Origin of the sequence: Primorskyibacter aestuariivivens, from assembly GCF_028023675.1 — a bacterium.
In the GTDB taxonomy this organism is placed as follows: domain Bacteria; phylum Pseudomonadota; class Alphaproteobacteria; order Rhodobacterales; family Rhodobacteraceae; genus Marinovum; species Marinovum aestuariivivens.
The window spans coordinates 1-16,592 of the sequence record NZ_JAQIOZ010000028.1 but is presented as its reverse complement, the minus strand read 5'-3'; the positions used below and the strand labels follow the sequence as shown (position 1 = coordinate 16,592).

14 protein-coding genes and 2 pseudogenes are annotated in these 16,592 nt (G+C 59.4%); 3 read left to right on the top strand and 13 right to left on the bottom strand.

Going from position 1 to position 16,592, the window contains the following annotated elements:
* Positions 1–46: 46 nt before the first annotated feature.
* On the bottom strand, positions 47–1,711 hold the full coding sequence (gene ctaD / locus PGB28_RS20530; protein WP_271423389.1) for a cytochrome c oxidase subunit I: 1,665 nt from the start codon (positions 1,709–1,711) through the stop codon (positions 47–49).
* 142 nt (positions 1,712–1,853) lie between these two features.
* Here ctaD and PGB28_RS20525 point away from each other — a divergent pair, with 142 nt between their 5' ends.
* Positions 1,854–2,291, top strand: coding sequence for an RrF2 family transcriptional regulator (locus tag PGB28_RS20525; RefSeq protein ID WP_271423388.1), 438 nt, complete (start codon positions 1,854–1,856; stop codon positions 2,289–2,291).
* A gap of 271 nt (positions 2,292–2,562) precedes the next feature.
* On the opposite strand, the pseudogene PGB28_RS20520 reads toward PGB28_RS20525, so the two are convergent.
* Positions 2,563–2,913 (bottom strand): annotated as a pseudogene (locus PGB28_RS20520) (ATP-binding protein); the annotation flags it as partial.
* On the opposite strand from PGB28_RS20520, the gene PGB28_RS20515 reads away from it, so the two are divergent.
* Entirely contained in the window at positions 2,839–3,693 is an 855-nt protein-coding gene (locus PGB28_RS20515) for a hypothetical protein (protein WP_271423387.1), read from the top strand. The pseudogene PGB28_RS20520 and the gene PGB28_RS20515 sit on opposite strands and share 75 nt — an antisense overlap.
* Here the strand turns inward: PGB28_RS20515 and PGB28_RS20510 are convergent.
* Positions 3,680–4,309: an IS110 family RNA-guided transposase gene (locus tag PGB28_RS20510; RefSeq protein ID WP_271423386.1), complete on the bottom strand. Its 630-nt coding sequence runs from the start codon at positions 4,307–4,309 to the stop codon at positions 3,680–3,682. The two genes, PGB28_RS20515 and PGB28_RS20510, sit on opposite strands and share 14 nt — an antisense overlap.
* A gap of 9 nt (positions 4,310–4,318) precedes the next feature.
* Complete coding sequence (locus tag PGB28_RS20505) at positions 4,319–4,621, bottom strand: hypothetical protein (protein ID WP_271423385.1); 303 nt, start codon at positions 4,619–4,621, stop codon at positions 4,319–4,321.
* A gap of 85 nt (positions 4,622–4,706) precedes the next feature.
* Between PGB28_RS20505 and PGB28_RS20500 the strand changes: the two are divergent.
* Positions 4,707–4,934 (top strand): annotated as a pseudogene (locus PGB28_RS20500) (IS6 family transposase); the annotation flags it as partial.
* 323 nt (positions 4,935–5,257) lie between these two features.
* Here PGB28_RS20500 and PGB28_RS20495 read toward each other — a convergent pair.
* From PGB28_RS20495 to PGB28_RS20455, 9 genes are all read right to left on the bottom strand, one after another.
* The gene (locus tag PGB28_RS20495) at positions 5,258–7,108 is read right to left on the bottom strand and encodes an acetyl-CoA hydrolase/transferase C-terminal domain-containing protein (RefSeq protein ID WP_271423384.1); all 1,851 of its coding nucleotides are present in this window, start codon (positions 7,106–7,108) and stop codon (positions 5,258–5,260) included.
* Positions 7,101–9,176 carry a 3-hydroxyacyl-CoA dehydrogenase NAD-binding domain-containing protein gene (locus PGB28_RS20490; RefSeq protein ID WP_271423383.1) on the bottom strand — a complete coding sequence of 692 codons (2,076 nt, stop codon included), beginning with the start codon at positions 9,174–9,176 and terminating at the stop codon, positions 7,101–7,103. The genes PGB28_RS20495 and PGB28_RS20490 overlap by 8 nt, the downstream gene beginning before the upstream one ends.
* Complete coding sequence (locus PGB28_RS20485; RefSeq protein ID WP_271423382.1) at positions 9,176–10,474, bottom strand: acetyl-CoA C-acetyltransferase; 1,299 nt, start codon at positions 10,472–10,474, stop codon at positions 9,176–9,178. The genes PGB28_RS20490 and PGB28_RS20485 overlap by 1 nt, the downstream gene beginning before the upstream one ends.
* Complete coding sequence (locus tag PGB28_RS20480; RefSeq protein WP_271423381.1) at positions 10,471–12,720, bottom strand: acyl-CoA dehydrogenase; 2,250 nt, start codon at positions 12,718–12,720, stop codon at positions 10,471–10,473. The genes PGB28_RS20485 and PGB28_RS20480 overlap by 4 nt, the downstream gene beginning before the upstream one ends.
* Before the next feature lie 351 nt (positions 12,721–13,071).
* Positions 13,072–14,502 (bottom strand): dihydrolipoyl dehydrogenase, encoded by a 1,431-nt coding sequence (locus PGB28_RS20475; RefSeq protein ID WP_271423380.1) that lies wholly within the window; start codon positions 14,500–14,502, stop codon positions 13,072–13,074.
* A 5-nt stretch (positions 14,503–14,507) separates the two neighbouring features.
* Positions 14,508–14,873 (bottom strand): SDR family oxidoreductase, encoded by a 366-nt coding sequence (locus tag PGB28_RS20470; RefSeq protein WP_271423379.1) that lies wholly within the window; start codon positions 14,871–14,873, stop codon positions 14,508–14,510.
* A 69-nt stretch (positions 14,874–14,942) separates the two neighbouring features.
* On the bottom strand, positions 14,943–15,470 hold the full coding sequence (locus PGB28_RS20465; protein ID WP_217805665.1) for a peroxiredoxin-like family protein: 528 nt from the start codon (positions 15,468–15,470) through the stop codon (positions 14,943–14,945).
* Between the two features lie 198 nt (positions 15,471–15,668).
* A complete protein-coding gene (locus tag PGB28_RS20460) occupies positions 15,669–16,109 on the bottom strand; it encodes a DUF6789 family protein (RefSeq protein ID WP_080457340.1) in 441 nt (146 codons plus the stop codon).
* Between the two features lie 327 nt (positions 16,110–16,436).
* Positions 16,437–16,592: Tn3 family transposase (locus tag PGB28_RS20455; RefSeq protein WP_271423412.1), on the bottom strand; the 156-nt coding region annotated here is incomplete at its 5' end.

The following is a 16,592-nucleotide window of genomic DNA, read 5'->3' as shown; positions in this document are numbered from 1 at the left end:
ACTCCTGTTGCGCTGTGCTCGATGCAAGCCCGGTTCACTGACATCCTCATTCAGCCGGATGGTGTTCCCAATCCTCGGGCTTTGGCAGCTCCTCAAACGTGTGTTCCGGCACCGGCGAAGGCAGCGTCCACTCCAAAGTATCGGCGTATTCGTTCCAGTAACTTGCGCGGGTCTCGCGCCTACCGGCCAGCAGCGTGTAGAAGATGATCCCGATGAACAGAAGGAACGATGCGAAGGAGAGGAGCGCACCCCAGCTTGATACCGCGTTCCAGAAACCGAATGCCTCGGGATAGTCGATGTATCGGCGCGGCATGCCCTGGCGACCTAGGAAGTGTTGTGGGAAGAATGTTAGGTTGGCGCCGACGAAGAACATCCAGAAATGCAGTTGGCCTGCCCATTCCGGGTATTGCCGACCAGACATTTTTGCGAGCCAGTAGTAGATACCGGCAAAGAGAGCAAAGATTGCGCCGACGCTCATCACATAGTGGAAATGCGCGACTATGTAGTAGGTGTCGTGATAGATCCGATCCACGCCCGCCTGTGCTACAACAACGCCCGTAACGCCGCCGATCGTGAAAAGGAAGATGAAGCCGATCGCGAACAGCATGGGCGTCCTGAACTGGATCGATCCCTGCCACATTGTCGCGAGCCAGGAAAACACCTTGATACCGGTCGGCACGGCGATGGTCATTGAGGCGATCTGAAAGTAGCTCTGCTGCGTGATCGACATACCGACGGTGAACATGTGGTGCGCCCAGACGAGAAACCCCAGCGTGCCGATCGCGATTAATGCCCAGACCATCGGCAAGTAACCGAAGATCGGTTTTCTCGAGAATGTCGCGATGACATGGCTGACAATACCGAACCCCGGCAAGATTACGATGTAAACCTCGGGATGCCCGAAGAACCAGAAAAGGTGCTGATAAAGGTTCGGATCCCCGCCGCCAGAAGGATCGAAAAAGGTCGTTGCGAAGTTGCGATCAGTCAGCAGCATAGTGACCGCGCCTGCCAGCACCGGCACCGCCATGAGCAGCATCCAGGCGGTTATGAAGATCGACCAGGCGAAGAGCGGCACCTTGAACAGCGTCATACCCGGTGCGCGCATGTTCAGAAACGTTGTAATCATGTTGATCGCACCCAGGATCGAGCTGGCACCCGAGACGTGGATCGCGAAGATCGCCAGATCCATCGACATGCCGCCATCGCGCACCGAAAGCGGCGCATAAAACGTCCAGCCCACGCCGGCCCCGTGCGACCCATCCCCGCCCGGTGCAAAGAAAGACGCGGAGGCAAGGGCGGTTCCAGCAACGAAGAGCCAATAACTGAGATTGTTGAGCCTCGGAAACGCCATGTCGGGCGCACCGATCATCAGCGGCATGAAGTAGTTTCCGAACCCACCGAAAAGGGCCGGGATCACTACGAAGAACATCATCAGCACGCCATGATACGTGACGAGGATGTTCCACATGTGCCCGTTGGGCGTACATTCCGCGGCTGAGGGCCAGAAACGTAGGCCCTCCAGGCACATGTACTGTACCCCGGGCTCCATAAGCTCTAGCCGCATGAAGACCGAGAACAGCACCGCGACCAGACCGACGGCGGCGGAGGTGAACAGGTAGAGGAGGCCGATATCCTTGTGATTGGTCGACATGAACCAGCGCGTGAAAAAGCCGCGGCGGCCGTGGTCCTGGTTCAGCATCGCTTCGCTCATGGCAGCCTCTTTCGGTAGGTTTCAAAATTAACCGTGAGCGGCAGTTCAACGCCAACTGCGACCCCGTCACATATTTGGTATTTGCATGGCCAAATATTCTCTGGCATATTTCGTATTGTCAATACCAATTAAAGGAACACGCATGCGCCTTGCCTCTTTCACCGATTATGGGTTGCGGGTTTTGATGCGTCTGGCCGGAACACCTGACGAGGCTGTTTCAACCGGTCAGATCGCTGACGAATTCGAGATTTCGCAGCATCATCTGGCCAAGGTCGTCCGGGATCTAGGTCGTGGCGGCTTCGTCAGCAGTCGACGCGGCCGAAGCGGCGGGTTGCAGCTCACCAGGCCGGCGCAAACCATCACGCTGGGTGAAGTCGTGCGCCACCTCGAACAGCGCTTCGCCATCGTAGAGTGTTTCCGGGAGGGCGGCGGCTCGTGCGTGTTGCGGCCACGATGCCAATTGAAGCCCCGGCTGGCCGCCGCGCGCGATGCATTCATGTCCGAGCTTGATCGATCAACAGTCGCCGATTGCGCTTGGCATGGCGGCGGGCCTGACGGTCCAGCGATCGCGGCAGAATGAGGCGCGAAAAAATGGAAAAGACCGATGACAAAGATCGAACTTGTCGGGGCATCGTCAACTTATCGGATCTTGCCGAAAAGGAGCCCCACAGCCCTGGTCAAACGGCCTTCAACTCACATGTGATGTCGTCCCAAATGCTGTGAGCTGTCAATGTGCATTCAAAACTGACCCGGTTTGATCATTTGAAAATGACCCGCCCCTGAGGTGGCAAAGCCCGCAGACGAGCGGCCCCCACATAGCAGGCTCGTCTGCGGGCTTTGCGTTGGCCGGTTCAGGTTTTCTGGCGTGATTTGCTTTGGGCGAAGCGGTAATACGTATTGCCCGTCTCGATGATGCTGCAGTGGTGCGTGACGCGATCAAGCAGGGCAGTCGTCATCTTGGCGTCACCGAATACAGACACCCACTCGCCGAACTCAAGGTTGGTCGTGATGATGACACTGGTGGTTTCATACAGTTTGCTGATCAGATGAAACAGCAGCGACCCGCCGGATTTTGGAAACGGAATATAGCCAAGCTCGTCGATGATCACGCAATCCAGCGCTGTCAGTTGCTTGATGATCTTTCCGGTGTTTCCCTCAGCCTGCTCCGCGATCAGGGCATTGATCAGATCGACGGCGTTATAGGAGACCGTTCAATTGTCTGGCGCCCAATTCTCATTGGGCCATGGGAGGCTTCGACTTTTGATGTAAAGTGGAGGGAACCGCTCTTCGCGTTCGAGGGCACGCGATTGGCTGAACTGGACGCGACCGCTTCACTGGCTTTGATGAATCAGGGTTATGTCGGTCGGGGGGACATTACGGTGATCTCCGACGGCGAAGAATGCCTCAAGCGCTTGGCGGGCATGTTGCCGCAGCCAGCGACCCACATTCTAGATTGGTTTCACATTTCAATGGAACTTCAGCCGCTTGCCCAGATGGCGCTGACCGCGCCCCAAGGTTACGGGCTGTTTGAACAAGATATTGATCGCATCAAGTGGAGACTTTGGAACGGGCAGTCGAGGCGAGCGTTGGATCTAATTGCGCTCGTAAGAAAGCCGCTCTCCTCCAAGACAGGCCACTGTCTCTGGGCGCGCCGCGCAGACAAGCTCCTTGAGAAGCTCAACACATATAGCAGCCGAAATGGCCGATCAGTGATCAACTATGGCGAGCGCCATCAAGCAGGACAACGCATTGCGACATCGCCGACAGAAGCAAGCGTGAATTCTCTCGTCGCCAAGCGGTTCGTCAAGAAACAGCAGATGCGATGGTCGCGAACCGGAGCGCACTATCTGCTGAAAGTGCGCGCGGCTATGCTGAACGGTGACCTCTCGGAGCGAACCCGCTATGACCCGCCCGAGACTGAGGGATCGCCTTATGTGGCAAGTCTGCTAAACCCAACGCCACCGCTCCTCAAAGCGGCATGACCCCAGACAATTGAACGGTCTCCATGCGTTCCAGCCAGGACCCTTTGGGTATGGATTTGCGGCCTAACCTGCTCAAGCGTGACATCGCGCCGATGATCAGAAGGCGCCTGATGTCAGACTGTCCTGCCTTCGACATGCGCCCCAGACGGGGTTTGCCGCCTGATGAATGCTGTCGCGGCACGAGGCCCAACCAAGCCGCAAAGTCGCGGCCCCGGGCGAATGTCTCCAGTGGTGGAGCAAATGCCTCAATGGCGAGGGCGCTTAGAAGGCCAACCCCCGGCATCGTCTGAAAACGTTTGGCCGTTTCCGTCTCCGTGGACAACGCTTTGATCCGCTTTAACTTGGCCGCGATCTGTACCGTGGTCTCTTCAATCAGTTCCAAAAGGTCTCGACATTCCTGGCGGACCAGGTCCGGAAGATCGCAATTTGGATCCTCAAGGATCTCATACCCGCGGCTCACATTCCCGATGCCCTGCGAGATAGTGTGTCCGAACTCGTAGAGGATTGATCGCAGACCGTTTACCAGCTCGGTGCGCTGGTTCACTAAACGCTCCCGGTTCCGGAACAGGATCGCACGGGCCTGTTGGCCCTTGGTCTTGGGCGGAACAAACCTCATCTCCGGCCGCTACGCGGCGATGACGATAGCTTCAGCATCCGCAGCATCATTCTTCTGGCGTTTCACAAATGGTTTCACATACTGCGGCGCGATCAGTTTCACCTCGTGACCCACCCCGGGCAACACTCGCGCCCAGTAGCTGGCACTGCCGCAGGCCTCCATGACGATCACGGCAGGCGGTTGCGTAGAAAGAAACGCGCGAAACTGTGGCCGGGACAGCTTCTTGCGAAATTTCAACTGCCCGGTCATGCTGGCCCCATGAAGATGGAAAACATTCTTCGCCAGGTCCACTCCGATCATTGTATCTATCATTCGCCGTCCTTTCCTTCTTGTGGCTTTGAATACCACGACCTTGGCACATTGCGATGTCGTTTGGGGAGGACGGCAACCACCCCATCTGAACAACCGGTCAGAAGCTTCGCATCGACACACAAGGCGACGAGAAAAGATCGTGGCCCGCTTCAAATCGCCCGGCCAAGTGCAGCTCTTTTCGTCTGTCCACGATCAAGTCCAAACCGTATTTCGCCCTCGCCGCCACAAACTATCCGCCCCTGCCTATCGACAATCTCGCTCAGATGCTCACAGCATTTGGGACGACATCACATGTGAGTTGAAGGCCGCTTGACCAGGGCTGTGGGGCTCCTTTTCGGCAAAATCCGATAAGTTGACGATGCCTGGAGCCGACAAGATCTACAAAAACTGCTTTCACATTCCTGTGGACTGGAAAATCGGCAAGCAATTGGTCAAGGCTCGGTTTGGATAACTTGGGTGAAGTGCATCCTGGATATCGTCGCAACTTCAGATATCTGGGCCTTGTCGTGACTTATGTCTTTTACTGGCACAGTCAGGGATCACGAGAAGGAAGAATTTGCCGACGAAACCACTTTTTCGCAGTTCAGAAACCCTTGCTTCCCATCGTAGATGACGGTTTTGCGCGGACCAGGAGCATCAATTTCCAGATGTTTTTCCAGCGATCATGCGCAGCGCACCACGCAGTGCTCGGGCTTCTAATTCCTCGCCCAGATAGGGGGCGGCGGTATAGCCCATGCGCTTCATCGCCTCGCCTTCCCGGTCATGTCGTGGAAGTGCAAGCGATGACCAGAACAGCCTCAGTCTTCCCTGCCAGCTTTGCGAATTGTCCTTCAGGATTGCCAGTGCAGGCAACAGTTGCCGTTCGATATCGTCGAAATCGGTTCCGAGGGGGAAATCGGGCAAGAGATCACGATGCGGTCGAAGCCAGCCGGACAGCGTATGAGGGCTGTTTCTGCGATGGGCGGCGCGAATCTCGTAATTGGCAGGAATTTTTCCGGCGGATTTGGCTTGATCAAGTAACTCCTCCTGAAAGCGGCTGTCGGCGATGGCAATCATTCGCGCCACCACTTCGGCATCGGGCTGCCCCCGCAGATCGGCGATCCCATATTCGGTGACCACGATATCGCGCATATGGCGCGGAACGGTCACGGCGGGCAGGTGCCAGAGAATGTTCGATTCCGCTTTGCCACCGCTCATCCGGGTTGCGGGCAGGGTGATGACTGATCGCGCGCCCTCCAGGGCAAAGGCCTGAGACACGAAATCAAACTGGCCGCCAACGCCGCTTACAACCTGGCCGTCCTTCACCATGTCCGACATCACGTCGCCCAGAATGCCGGCCTTCATCGCACCGTTGACAAAGCGCGCGCCAACGCGCGCGGCGCGTTTGGCATCTTCATCTCCGTAAAGCGCGTTGGTAAAGCTGACCGGCATCATCTGGATCTTTGCCCGCCGTTCAGCTGGCATTTTACGCAAGCGACGATAGAAATCTGTCGTTTCGACAAAGAACCCGGCATGGATCACCGCACCGTTGACCTCGCGGCGGATTACGCCCTCTTCAAAAAGCGCCAGCAACCCACCCACCAGCATCTCGGTCGCGGCATAAAGCCCTTGGGTGAATGGTGCAGTTTCATCACCCTGAGCGGGAAACGGGCTGTCGTCGATGAGCGGCGCTATCTTGCCGCGATGGCGCAGCAAAAGCGCATGGGAGACCGCATCGCCGATTGAGCCGATTCCCACCTGTAGCGTCCCGCCATCGGGCACCAGCGGGGCCACATGCAGGCCGATGGCGTGATCAACCTCTGAGACGGGCTGTCTGACGGCCGAGAAAAGCTCGAACTGTGGATGACCTTCCAGAACCAGTGCAACCTCGCCAGTGGCCACCTCGGCCGCGCCGGGCATGAAGGGCAATTCGTTCGACACTTCGCCGACGAACAGAAAATCCATTCTTCCCTCGGCCCTGAAGCGCAGGAGATCGGCGGAAATATCGGTATTTGACGACAGGCTGAAGCGGCCTTTGTCTTTGGCCAGAAGCTGCATCATTACATTCGGCGATTGCCCGACCAACACATCGCGGGCATGGGTGTAATTGGCCGAAATATAAGATTGCTGCGCCGCATCGACGCCCAGCCAGCGACCGGCAAGGAAGAAAAACTCGTTCACGGTGATATTGGGCGGCAGCGATCCCTCATGCAGCATCCGTGCATACCCGATCTTTGGATAGCGCCCAAAGAGGCGGTCCATTGCAGGCTCAAGAAAACAACGTTCCATATCGGATGATGGGACGGGCCGCTCCAGCGTCAGTGCGGTGAAAATCGACAGGCTGACCGACGGATCATCCACCGCCGCCTGGGTTAGCGCGTTCAGGATCGTCACCGGCTTACCCAAGCCGAGTGGCAGCGCCAGCCGAATGTCGCCGCCGGTGTAATCTATGATCCGATTGACTATGTCGGTCGGATCATCGGTTCGTATGTGCGGTCTCTCAACCAAGATCATCCCAGCCACGATCAGGGGTAAAGCGGGGGCCGAGTGTGTCGGCCAATTCCGTCAGGCGGCCTTTGATCTCGCCGATACCCCGCGTTCGGACATAGTGCATAGGACCACCCCGGAAAGGCGGAAATCCGGTGGCAAAGATCATCGCGCCGTCGATTTCGTTTTCAGTCCGCGCCACATCGCGGCGCAGGCATTCAACACAGGCATCCAGCATCGGCAGGATCAGTCGGTCGGTCAAATCGGCGGGGCCAGTGCCTTCGGTGTCGGGCTCCGGCGTGCCGTCTTTCCACTCATAAAAGCCGGAGCCGGATTTCCTGCCCGTCTGCCCCGCCTCGACTTTCTCGCGCAGGCTATCCGAAATATCGGCCATCGGCTTTTCCAGCTTGCCACGCAGACTTTCGGCCACGTCCAGGCAGATATCGAGGCCCACCTGATCGGCCAGCGCCACCGGACCCATCGGCATGCCAAACTCCGTGGCAGCGCTGTCGATCACCTCTTTCGTCACGCCTTCGTCCATCAGGACCATTGCTTCCATCAGATACGGGGTCAGCGCACGGTTTACCAGAAAGCCCGGATAATCCTGCACCAGCGCCGGGAGCCGGTTGATCGACCCGCAAAACGCCGCGAGGCGGTCGACGACTACCTTTGAGGTCTTGGGATGCGCCACGACCTCGACCAGTTGCATCTTCGAGACCGGGTTGAAGAAATGCAGGCCCGCAAAGCGGGTTGGCGCGCGCACCTTTCCCGCAAGTTCGGTCAGCTCCAGACTGGAAGTGTTGCTTGCCAGGATCGCGCCCGCCTTCATCCGCTTACCGAGATCGGCATAGATATCGCCCTTGAGATCGGGGCTTTCCGGCACCGCCTCGATCACCAGATCGGCCTGTGCCACGCCATAGCCTTCGGGGTCGGGGATTAAACGGTCCAGCGCATTGCGGGTCTCGATCCCGCTCAGGTGCTGCGCCTCGCAGATCGTCTTTGCCTGTTTCACGGCCTGCGCCAGTGGGCCCAGTTCAAGATCGCCAAGCGTCACCTTTTTGCCTTTGATTGCAACCCAGGCGGCAATCTCGCGGCCCATCGCGCCAGCACCCACAACATGGACATGGGTGATCTCGTCCTCGCCTTTGGCATTGTCTTTCAGCCCCTGGCGCAGGAAAAATACGCGGCGCAGGTTTTTGGAGGTTTCGGTGTCAAGCAGTCTGGCAAAAGATGCGATCTCGGCCTCCTGCATGGCCTCGCGGTCATCGCCATGGTCTTCCCAAAGCGCAATCAGCGCGTGAGGGGCGGGATAGTGTTTCTCGGGCGCGTTCTCGGCGGCTTTTGAACGCATCTGTCGCGCGGCAAAGCTGCGGGCCGCTCTCAACCGATAAGAGTTCGAAATCAGGCCCTGTTCATGCTTCTCGACCTTGCCCGCAACAACCGCACGCACGGCAGCAGGCACATGGCGTTCCGGGCAGATCAGATCGACAATGCCCAGTTCTTTCGCCTTTTTGGTATGGGCAGTCTTGCCGGTCAGCATCAGGGTCATCGCCTCGACCGGATCAATCAGCCCGGTCAACCGTAAAGTGCCGCCCAGCCCCGGGTGCAGACCCAGCATGACCTCGGGAAAAGCGAACGACGCACCCTCGACCGCAATCCGGTAATCGCAGGCCAGCGCGATCTCGAACCCGGCACCAAGGGCCGCACCATGGACCACGCAGATCGTCGGGCAGGTAAGCGCCGCGATCCGATCCAAAACCCCGTGCCCTTGCTGCAGCAACTTTGCTGCGCCGTCGTCGGATATCTCGTCAAACCCAGATATATCGGCCCCGGCCGCAAAGCCGACCCGCTTGGCCGACCGGATAACCAGCGCCTCAGGCACGTCCTTCTCAAGCGTGGCCAAGTGGCGGTCGAGCTCGCGGATCACCTCCTGCGATACGGTGTTGGTGGTGCTGTCCTTGCGGTCGAAAACCAGCCAGGCAATTCCGTCTTCGCCCCGCGCCAGACGCCAATGGCCTTGTCCGGCCTGTGTTGCGGGGCCGAACTCCATTTCGGTAGCTTCCAGATGTTTCAACACTTTGCCTGGCATCACACAGCCTCCAGCATCATCGCGCCGCCCAGTCCGCCACCGATGCATTCTGTGGCGATACCGGTTTTGGCACCGTTGCGTTTCATAGCGTTTGCCAGATGCAGGACGATCCGGTTGCCGCTGGTGCCCACCGGGTGGCCCAGCGAAATCGCGCCGCCATCAACGTTCAGCCGACCGCGGTCAATCCGCCCGAACGCGCCGTTTAGCCCCAGAACCGTCTTGCAGAACGCCTCGTCCCCCCAGGCGGCGAGACAGGCCAGAACCTGCGCGGCAAACGCCTCATTGATTTCCCAAAGGCCCACATCCTCAACACTCAGTCCCTGACGTTTGGTGATCGGCGTCGCGGCCATGACCGGCCCCAGCCCCATGATCGAGGGATCAAGCGCTGCCCATTCGCTGTCGACGATCCGGGCCAGCGGCGTCAGCCCATGTTCTTCCACCGCTGCTTCCGAGGCCAGGATCACCCAGCTTGCGCCATCGGTGATCTGGCTGGAATTGCCAGCGGTCAATTTGCCATAGGGCCTCTCGAACACAGGATCGAGCTTGGCGAGGCTGTCCATGTCGCTATCGGGGCGCACCCCGTCATCTTGATCGTACGCGTTGCCGTCGCGATCAAACACGGGCAAAACCTCGCCCTTCAAGTGGCCTTGCCTTTGCGCTTCTGCCAGTCGGTGATGGCTATCCATCGCATAGGCATCGGCGGTTTTGCGGTCGATATCGAAACGATGCGCCAGCACTTCGGCTGTCTGGCCCATGTTCAACTCGGTAATCGGATCAGTCAGGCCACGTTCGAGCCCGATAATCGGTTTGAAAAATTCCGGCCTGAGACCGGCCATCGCCCGGGCGGTGGCCAGAGGGTCTTTCGCTTTTGCCATGTTGCCGAACCATTCGACGGCGCTCTGACGCAACACAAGCGGCGCATGGCTCAGCGCCTCGGCCCCGCCTGCCAGGATCATCTGGTGGCTGCCATCGCGGATGTAGCGATAGGCAGTGTCGATGGATTGCATCCCCGACCCACAGTTGATCTGCATGGTGAAGGCCACCATTTCCTCGCCCAGCCCAAGGCGAAGCGCGGCGACACGGGCGGGGTTCATCTCATCCTGAATGACATTCACGCAGCCCAAGATCACCAGATCAATCGCCTGCGGACCAAAAGGCTGGCGCAAAAGCAGCGGCCGACCGGCCTGCACCGCCAGATCGACGGGCGTGAACGGGCCGGGCTTGCCGCGGGCTTTCAGAAACGGTGTGCGGGCGCCATCTACCAAATAGGCAAGTCGGTCGGATTTTGCGGTCTTCATTCAGTGGCCTCCTTACGAGTATCAGAGCTGTCGGCCAGGCTTGGAAAATAGCGCCTCAGGTCTTTGGGGCTAAACTCATCCACCGCGACCACTTCGCTCACGATCTTTTCCATCGCGCGTATCGCGTCGACCTCGGCATCGCTCAACACACCGGCCTCGCGCGCCTCTTGCGGTGTTTTCTTCAGCTCGCGCAGCCGCTTCATCAGTGGCTCGGTTCGGATGACGCTGTCATAGGCATCGTTCAACACGCGGATACCATCCCGCTCGCACCCACTGTAAAGCCGTCCCAATATTCGGTCTCTTGCTGCGGAGGGCTCATAGATCAGATCACTACAGGCTTTGACCAGATCATCATCCGGTCCCCGTGTGGCAACACGCGGCAGGGTCACGGCGCGGGCAAACCAAGCGGCCCACCAAGTTGGAAGATTGCTCAGCACCCCGTCCAGCGCGTCCGAGATCCGAGCCTCGGCCCGGTCAATCGTATAGCGCAAGACCGGAAGGTCAGCCTTTTGCCGACCTTCGTCATCCCAGCGTTTCAGCGTAGCAGAGGCGATGTAAAGCTCTGACAGGACATCGCCCATCCGGGCCGAGATCATCTCGCGCCGCTTTAGCGCACCGCCCAGCGTCAGGAAACACAGATCAGCAATCAGCGCATAGGCCGCCGACCAGCGCGCCAGCCGCCGGTAAAGCGGCTGTGCCTCGCCGACATCGGGCGTCGGCCCAAAACGCCCGCCCGTCCAGGCCCGGCCAAGCGCGCGGAAGACCAGACCCGAGGTGTGGCGGACATGCGCCCAGAGGTTTTTGTCGAATTTCTCCAGCGACGTCTCACCGTCCTCTTCCTGAAGCGCCATCATGTGGTCGAGCATATGAGGGTGGGCGCGGATTGACCCCTGGCCAAAGATGATCAGGTTGCGGGTGACGATATTGGCGCCCTCGACCGTGATGCCGATGGGCACGGCGCGGTAGAGGTTCAACAGGTAATTCGACGGCCCGTCAATCACCGCTTTGCCGGAATGCACATCCATCGCATCATTCAGCGCCTCGCGCATCCGGAAGGTGGCATGCGCCTTCATGATTGCCGAGATTACGGAAAGGGCGCGGCCCTCATCAAGCCCGGCACAGGTGAATCGACGCGCGCCATCCATCGAATATATATCTGCGGCCAGCCGGCCCACCCGAGCCTGCACCCCGCCGAACTTTCCGATTGGCAGGCCGAATTGCTGGCGGATGCGGGAGTAGGCCCCGGTCGTATGGGCCGAAAGCGCAATGGCGGCACAACTCATTGACGGCAGGGATATGCCGCGCCCTGCGGCCAGCGCGCTCATCAGCATCATCCAGCCGCGCCCGGCATAGTCCTTGCCGCCAATGATGTGATCGAGCGGAATAAATACGTCCTTGCCGGTTGTCGGTCCGTTCATGAACATCGTCGAGGACGGGATGTGACGACGCCCGGTTTCCACGCCCTTAAGGTCAGTCGGCACCAGGGCGCAGGTGATGCCGATATCCTCTTCGCCGCCCAGATGGCCATCGGGATCGCGGAGCTTGAACGCTAGGCCCAGCACCGTGCAGACAGGGGCCAGCGTGATATAGCGCTTGGCCCAGTTGAGCCGGATGCCCAACACCTCATTGCCTTTCCATTTCCCCTTGCAAACCACGCCTTCGTCGAGCATCGCCGAGGCGTCCGAACCCGCTTCGGCGCTGGTCAGCCCGAAGGCCGGCAATTCGCGCCCGTCAGCCAAGCGGGGCAGCCAGTGATCGCGCTGCGCCTCGGTGCCGAATTGCATCAACAACTCGCCGGGCCCCAGTGAATTGGGAACCATCACCGTAACGGCGGCGGCGATGGATCGCGTGGCAACATACCGCACAATCTCGGAATGCGCGTAGGCGGAAAATTCCAGACCCCCATAGGATTTTGGGATGATGATGCCGAAAAAACCCTTGTCGCGCAGATGCTGCCAGACCGCTGGCGAAAGGTCGGCATCTTGCTGATTGATCTGCCAGTCGTCGATCATTTCGCACAACTCGCGACATGGCCCATCAATGAATGCCTGTTCGGCATCACTCAGTTTCGGTGCTTTGATTTCAAGCATGCGGGACCAATCAGGATTACCCGAGAAAAGATCCTTCTCCCACCACACCTCACCGGCGTTCAGCGCTTCAGATTCGGTGTCGGACAGGGCTGGCAGCGCATCTTTGGCCCAGCGATAAATTGGTTTGGTGAGATAGTCGCGGCGAAAATCTGACATGGCATACCTCCACATCTTATAACCCGCGAGCCCCTGTTTAGTTCCAAAAGACCGCCAGAAGACATCACGGTTTTGACAGATCATGCGCACTGTCAGTGATCACCGAGGGCTGGTTTTCATGGCTTCCAACGCCAACATAGCCGCTGTTCCGGTCGCGTCCTGGGTCAGCGTCTGGTCGATCTTCAGCCCGATCCGTGTGCCGGGTTTCATCTCGTCCTCGGTGATGTGATCGCCAATCAGCCGTTCTGACAGCGTCTTGCACTTCTTTCGCCAGCCTTTCGATTGTCAGAGACATACAGTGACGGGCCCCATCCACGGCGGCCATGAACGCGGCCCGCTGTTCGTGCCGCGTCAGGCACCGGGGCCGCAGTCGATGCTGCGCGGAGAGTTTTCGCAGCTGTGGCCCAGGTTCAGGCTGAGATCGCGCAAGGCGGTGCGCAGGCCCTCCTCGATCACCGGGTGGTAGAAGGGCATGGCCAGCGCGGTTTCCACATCCATTCCTGCCTGCACCGCCCAGGCCAGCAGATGCGCCAGATGCTCTCCTCTCGGGGCTGCCATCTCGGCGCCAAGCAGACGGCCGGTGCTGCGCTCGGCGTAAACCCGTAGCCGCCCGCGGTTCTGACGCAACACGCGGGCACGGCCCTGATCGGAGAAATCCACCTCGCCGATGGCAAAATCGCAGGAGGTATCCGATAATTCGGCAAACGATGCGCCAACAGTGGCAATGTTGGGTTCTGTGAACGCAATGGCCAACGGCGTGCGCCGCGGATGGGTTTCGACCTCGGGGAACCTTCCGGCGTTGTCGCCCGCGATACGACCGTCGTCTGCCGCCTCGTGCAGCAACGGAATACGGGCGGCGACATCGCCTGCGAAAAAGATATGCCCCGCCTCGGCCTGCATCGTCAGCGGATCAACCTCTGGCATTCCGCGATCATCGAGCGTCAGGGCCGATGCGCCGAGGTTCAGCCCGTCGAGCGCGGGCTTGCGCCCTGTTGCGGCCAAAAGCCAGTCGAACCGCTCTTCGCGACTTTCGCCATCTTCGCTGAACCGCACAATCACGCCGTCACCCCCGCGCGCGATGTCCTGCACGTCTGCATCCGGATCAAACGGCAGACCCGCGCCGATCACGGCGGCGGCAGCCTTGCGCATCGCGGGATCGCTCAACTGGCCCACGCCGCCACCCTTACCGAACAGGCGGACGCGCACGCCAAGCCGGTGCAGCGCCTGTGCCATCTCCAGTCCCAACACACCACCGCCGAATACCGCGACAGACTTTGGCAGATCGGTCCAGTCGAACACGTCATCATTGACGATCAGCCGGTCGCCCGCCGCGTCGAACGCCTTCGGCCGCACCGGAACCGAACCAGTGGCGACGACGATGCGTGCAGCGCGCAGGGAGTCGCCGGTATCAAGCCGCAAGATGTGCGGATCCTCAAACCGAGCACACCCCTTCAGGCGGTGGGCAGGGTCGATGGCTTCGACGGCTTCCAGCACAAAGCCCACGAACCGATCACGCTCGCGCCTGACCCTTGCCATGACATCATTGCCGTCTACGCGAGGTGCAGCCGCGTGAACACCGAATCCGGCGGCCTCGCGCACAGTCTCGGCGGCCTCGGACGCCGCGATCAACAGTTTGGACGGCATGCAACCAACCCGTGCGCAGGTGGTGCCGTAAGGACCGCCTTCAATCAGCACCAGATTGTCGGTGTGCTTGCACGCGGCGCGATACGCCCCCATGCCCGCCGTGCCGGCCCCGATAATGGCAACATCAACCTCGCGCATGGGCATCAATCCATCCTCCAGCCGTGGCCGACCACGATGCTTTGGCCGGTCAGCGCGTTGCTTGGGACGCTGGCAAGAAACAGCGCGGTGTGCGGCACATCCTCGATTGTGGTGAATTCCTTGTCGATCGTCTCACCCAGCATGACCTTGTTCACGACATCCTCCTCGGAGATGCCAAGATCCTTCGCCTGTTCGGGGATCTGCTTTTCCACCAGTGGCGTCTTCACAAAGCCCGGACAGATCACGTTGGTGCGGACGCCTTTTTCACCGCCTTCCTTGGCAATGGTCTGCGCGAGCCCGAGGATGGCGGTCTTCAAGCCGATGCCGTTCGCGCCGCCGGTGACGATGCAGATCTTGCCGTTGAGTTCCATTCGTCTTTCACCCTTATTGCTCGTGTTCCGTGTCAGCCCCCGGCGCGCATCGGCTTGCGGTGGCACCCTTCAGGCCGCCAGTCGGCCGCGGATCGGATAGTCGTTGTCACGGATGAACTTCAGCCCCTTGGCGAGGCCCGCGAGGTCCGGCCGGGCGAAGGGCGCGTTCGAGATGTCGAGGATATGCAGCAGGCCATCGGCGTTGATGACGAACACTCCGGGCTCTGCGAAGGGCCGGTCGGTTTCCTTCTCCGAGCGTGGCTCCGAGACATAAAGACCGAGGTCCTGCATCTGATCCACAGTCAGGCCGTAACCGACGGGAAATGTCACGCCGATCTCTTCAGTGAAGCTGCGGGCCCGATCTTCGGGATCCCCGGACACTGCGATGATACCGACGCCCGCCTTGGCGAAATCGGGTGCGCTGCGCTCAAGCTCTGCAAGGTAGGTCTTGCAAAGCGGGCAGTGCTTGCCGCGATAGACCACCACCATCTGCCAGTCATGATCATCCACCGGCTCGCCGAGCCGCAAAGTGCCGCCGCCGAGGCGCGACACGATAACTTCAGGAAGGCGTTCGCCGGATTTGATTTTGTCAGTCATCGTCATCTCCTTGTCTTATTTGCGGTAAGCGATGCGTTAATTCTTCGTCAGCGCGTCGCTGTTTAGAGTGTCGGGCCGGATATGCCTGCTGTTCGCAAGCCAGAGACGGGCCATTGGAGCTTCCGCATCTCAGGTGTTTGGGGCATTGCGACAGGAGCGCACCTTATCCGACCATATCGTGAAATGCTTCGTTGCGCGTCATGCCTTCTGCAGGGAACCGCGATGCAACAACTTGCCATAAACAGTACCAAGAACGGCACCAAATACGAGATGCATCACCAGCGTCATCACGGGTGCCATCATGCCGAGCTGCATGCCGAAAAATCCGGCCCCCGCCATCGGCATCATCGCCACCATCATGATGAGCCAGGCACCAACGCCGAAGACGACGCCCTTGCCCCAGTAAGTCTCTCCTGGCAGGCGCGGTTCCAGAATCGCAAAGCCACCGCCCCAGATCACGGTGCCGATCATGAAGTGAACGCCCCATGCGATCATTGTAGCCACCCCCATCATCCCCGCGATCATAGCGACCGGGTCTAGCGCGGGCATCAGACCCATTGCGCCCTTCGCAAACATCATCAGTGTAAGTACAACAGTTGCCACAAGACCGGCGATTATGCCTTTCAGGATATTAGTCATGGTCATAGCCCTCCTAAATGTCGCCGAAGTCGCGACTTCAGCAATGTAACGCGTCGATTTGGTTTTCGTTCCGTTTCCTGAATTCGGAAGGCGAACGGCATCGTCAACTTATCGGATTTTGCCGAAAAGGAGCCCCACAGCCCTGGTCAAGCGGCCTTCAACTCACATGTGAGGGGTAGATTCCGGTAGGGGGCAGGATCGTATCACAAGGCCCAGGCATTCCCTTCTTTCCTCCATTTTGAACTTTGTGGTCGCCTTCGTTGCGGCGATGAGCGTGGTGCGTTCGTTTGGTGGCTGTGACGGCGGCAAGAAATAGGGCTGATTATTTCACAGGCTGGCCCTGGTTTGCCGCCGCCACTTGTATTCGCCAGTGAACAGGATGTGGGCCCATCCGAGCGGCAAGATATGCGCGAGCAGATCGGGCGCACAGTTCAGACTGGCCCGCTGCCGCGCGGCGACAGCCTGACCGAGGTGCTTGGTATT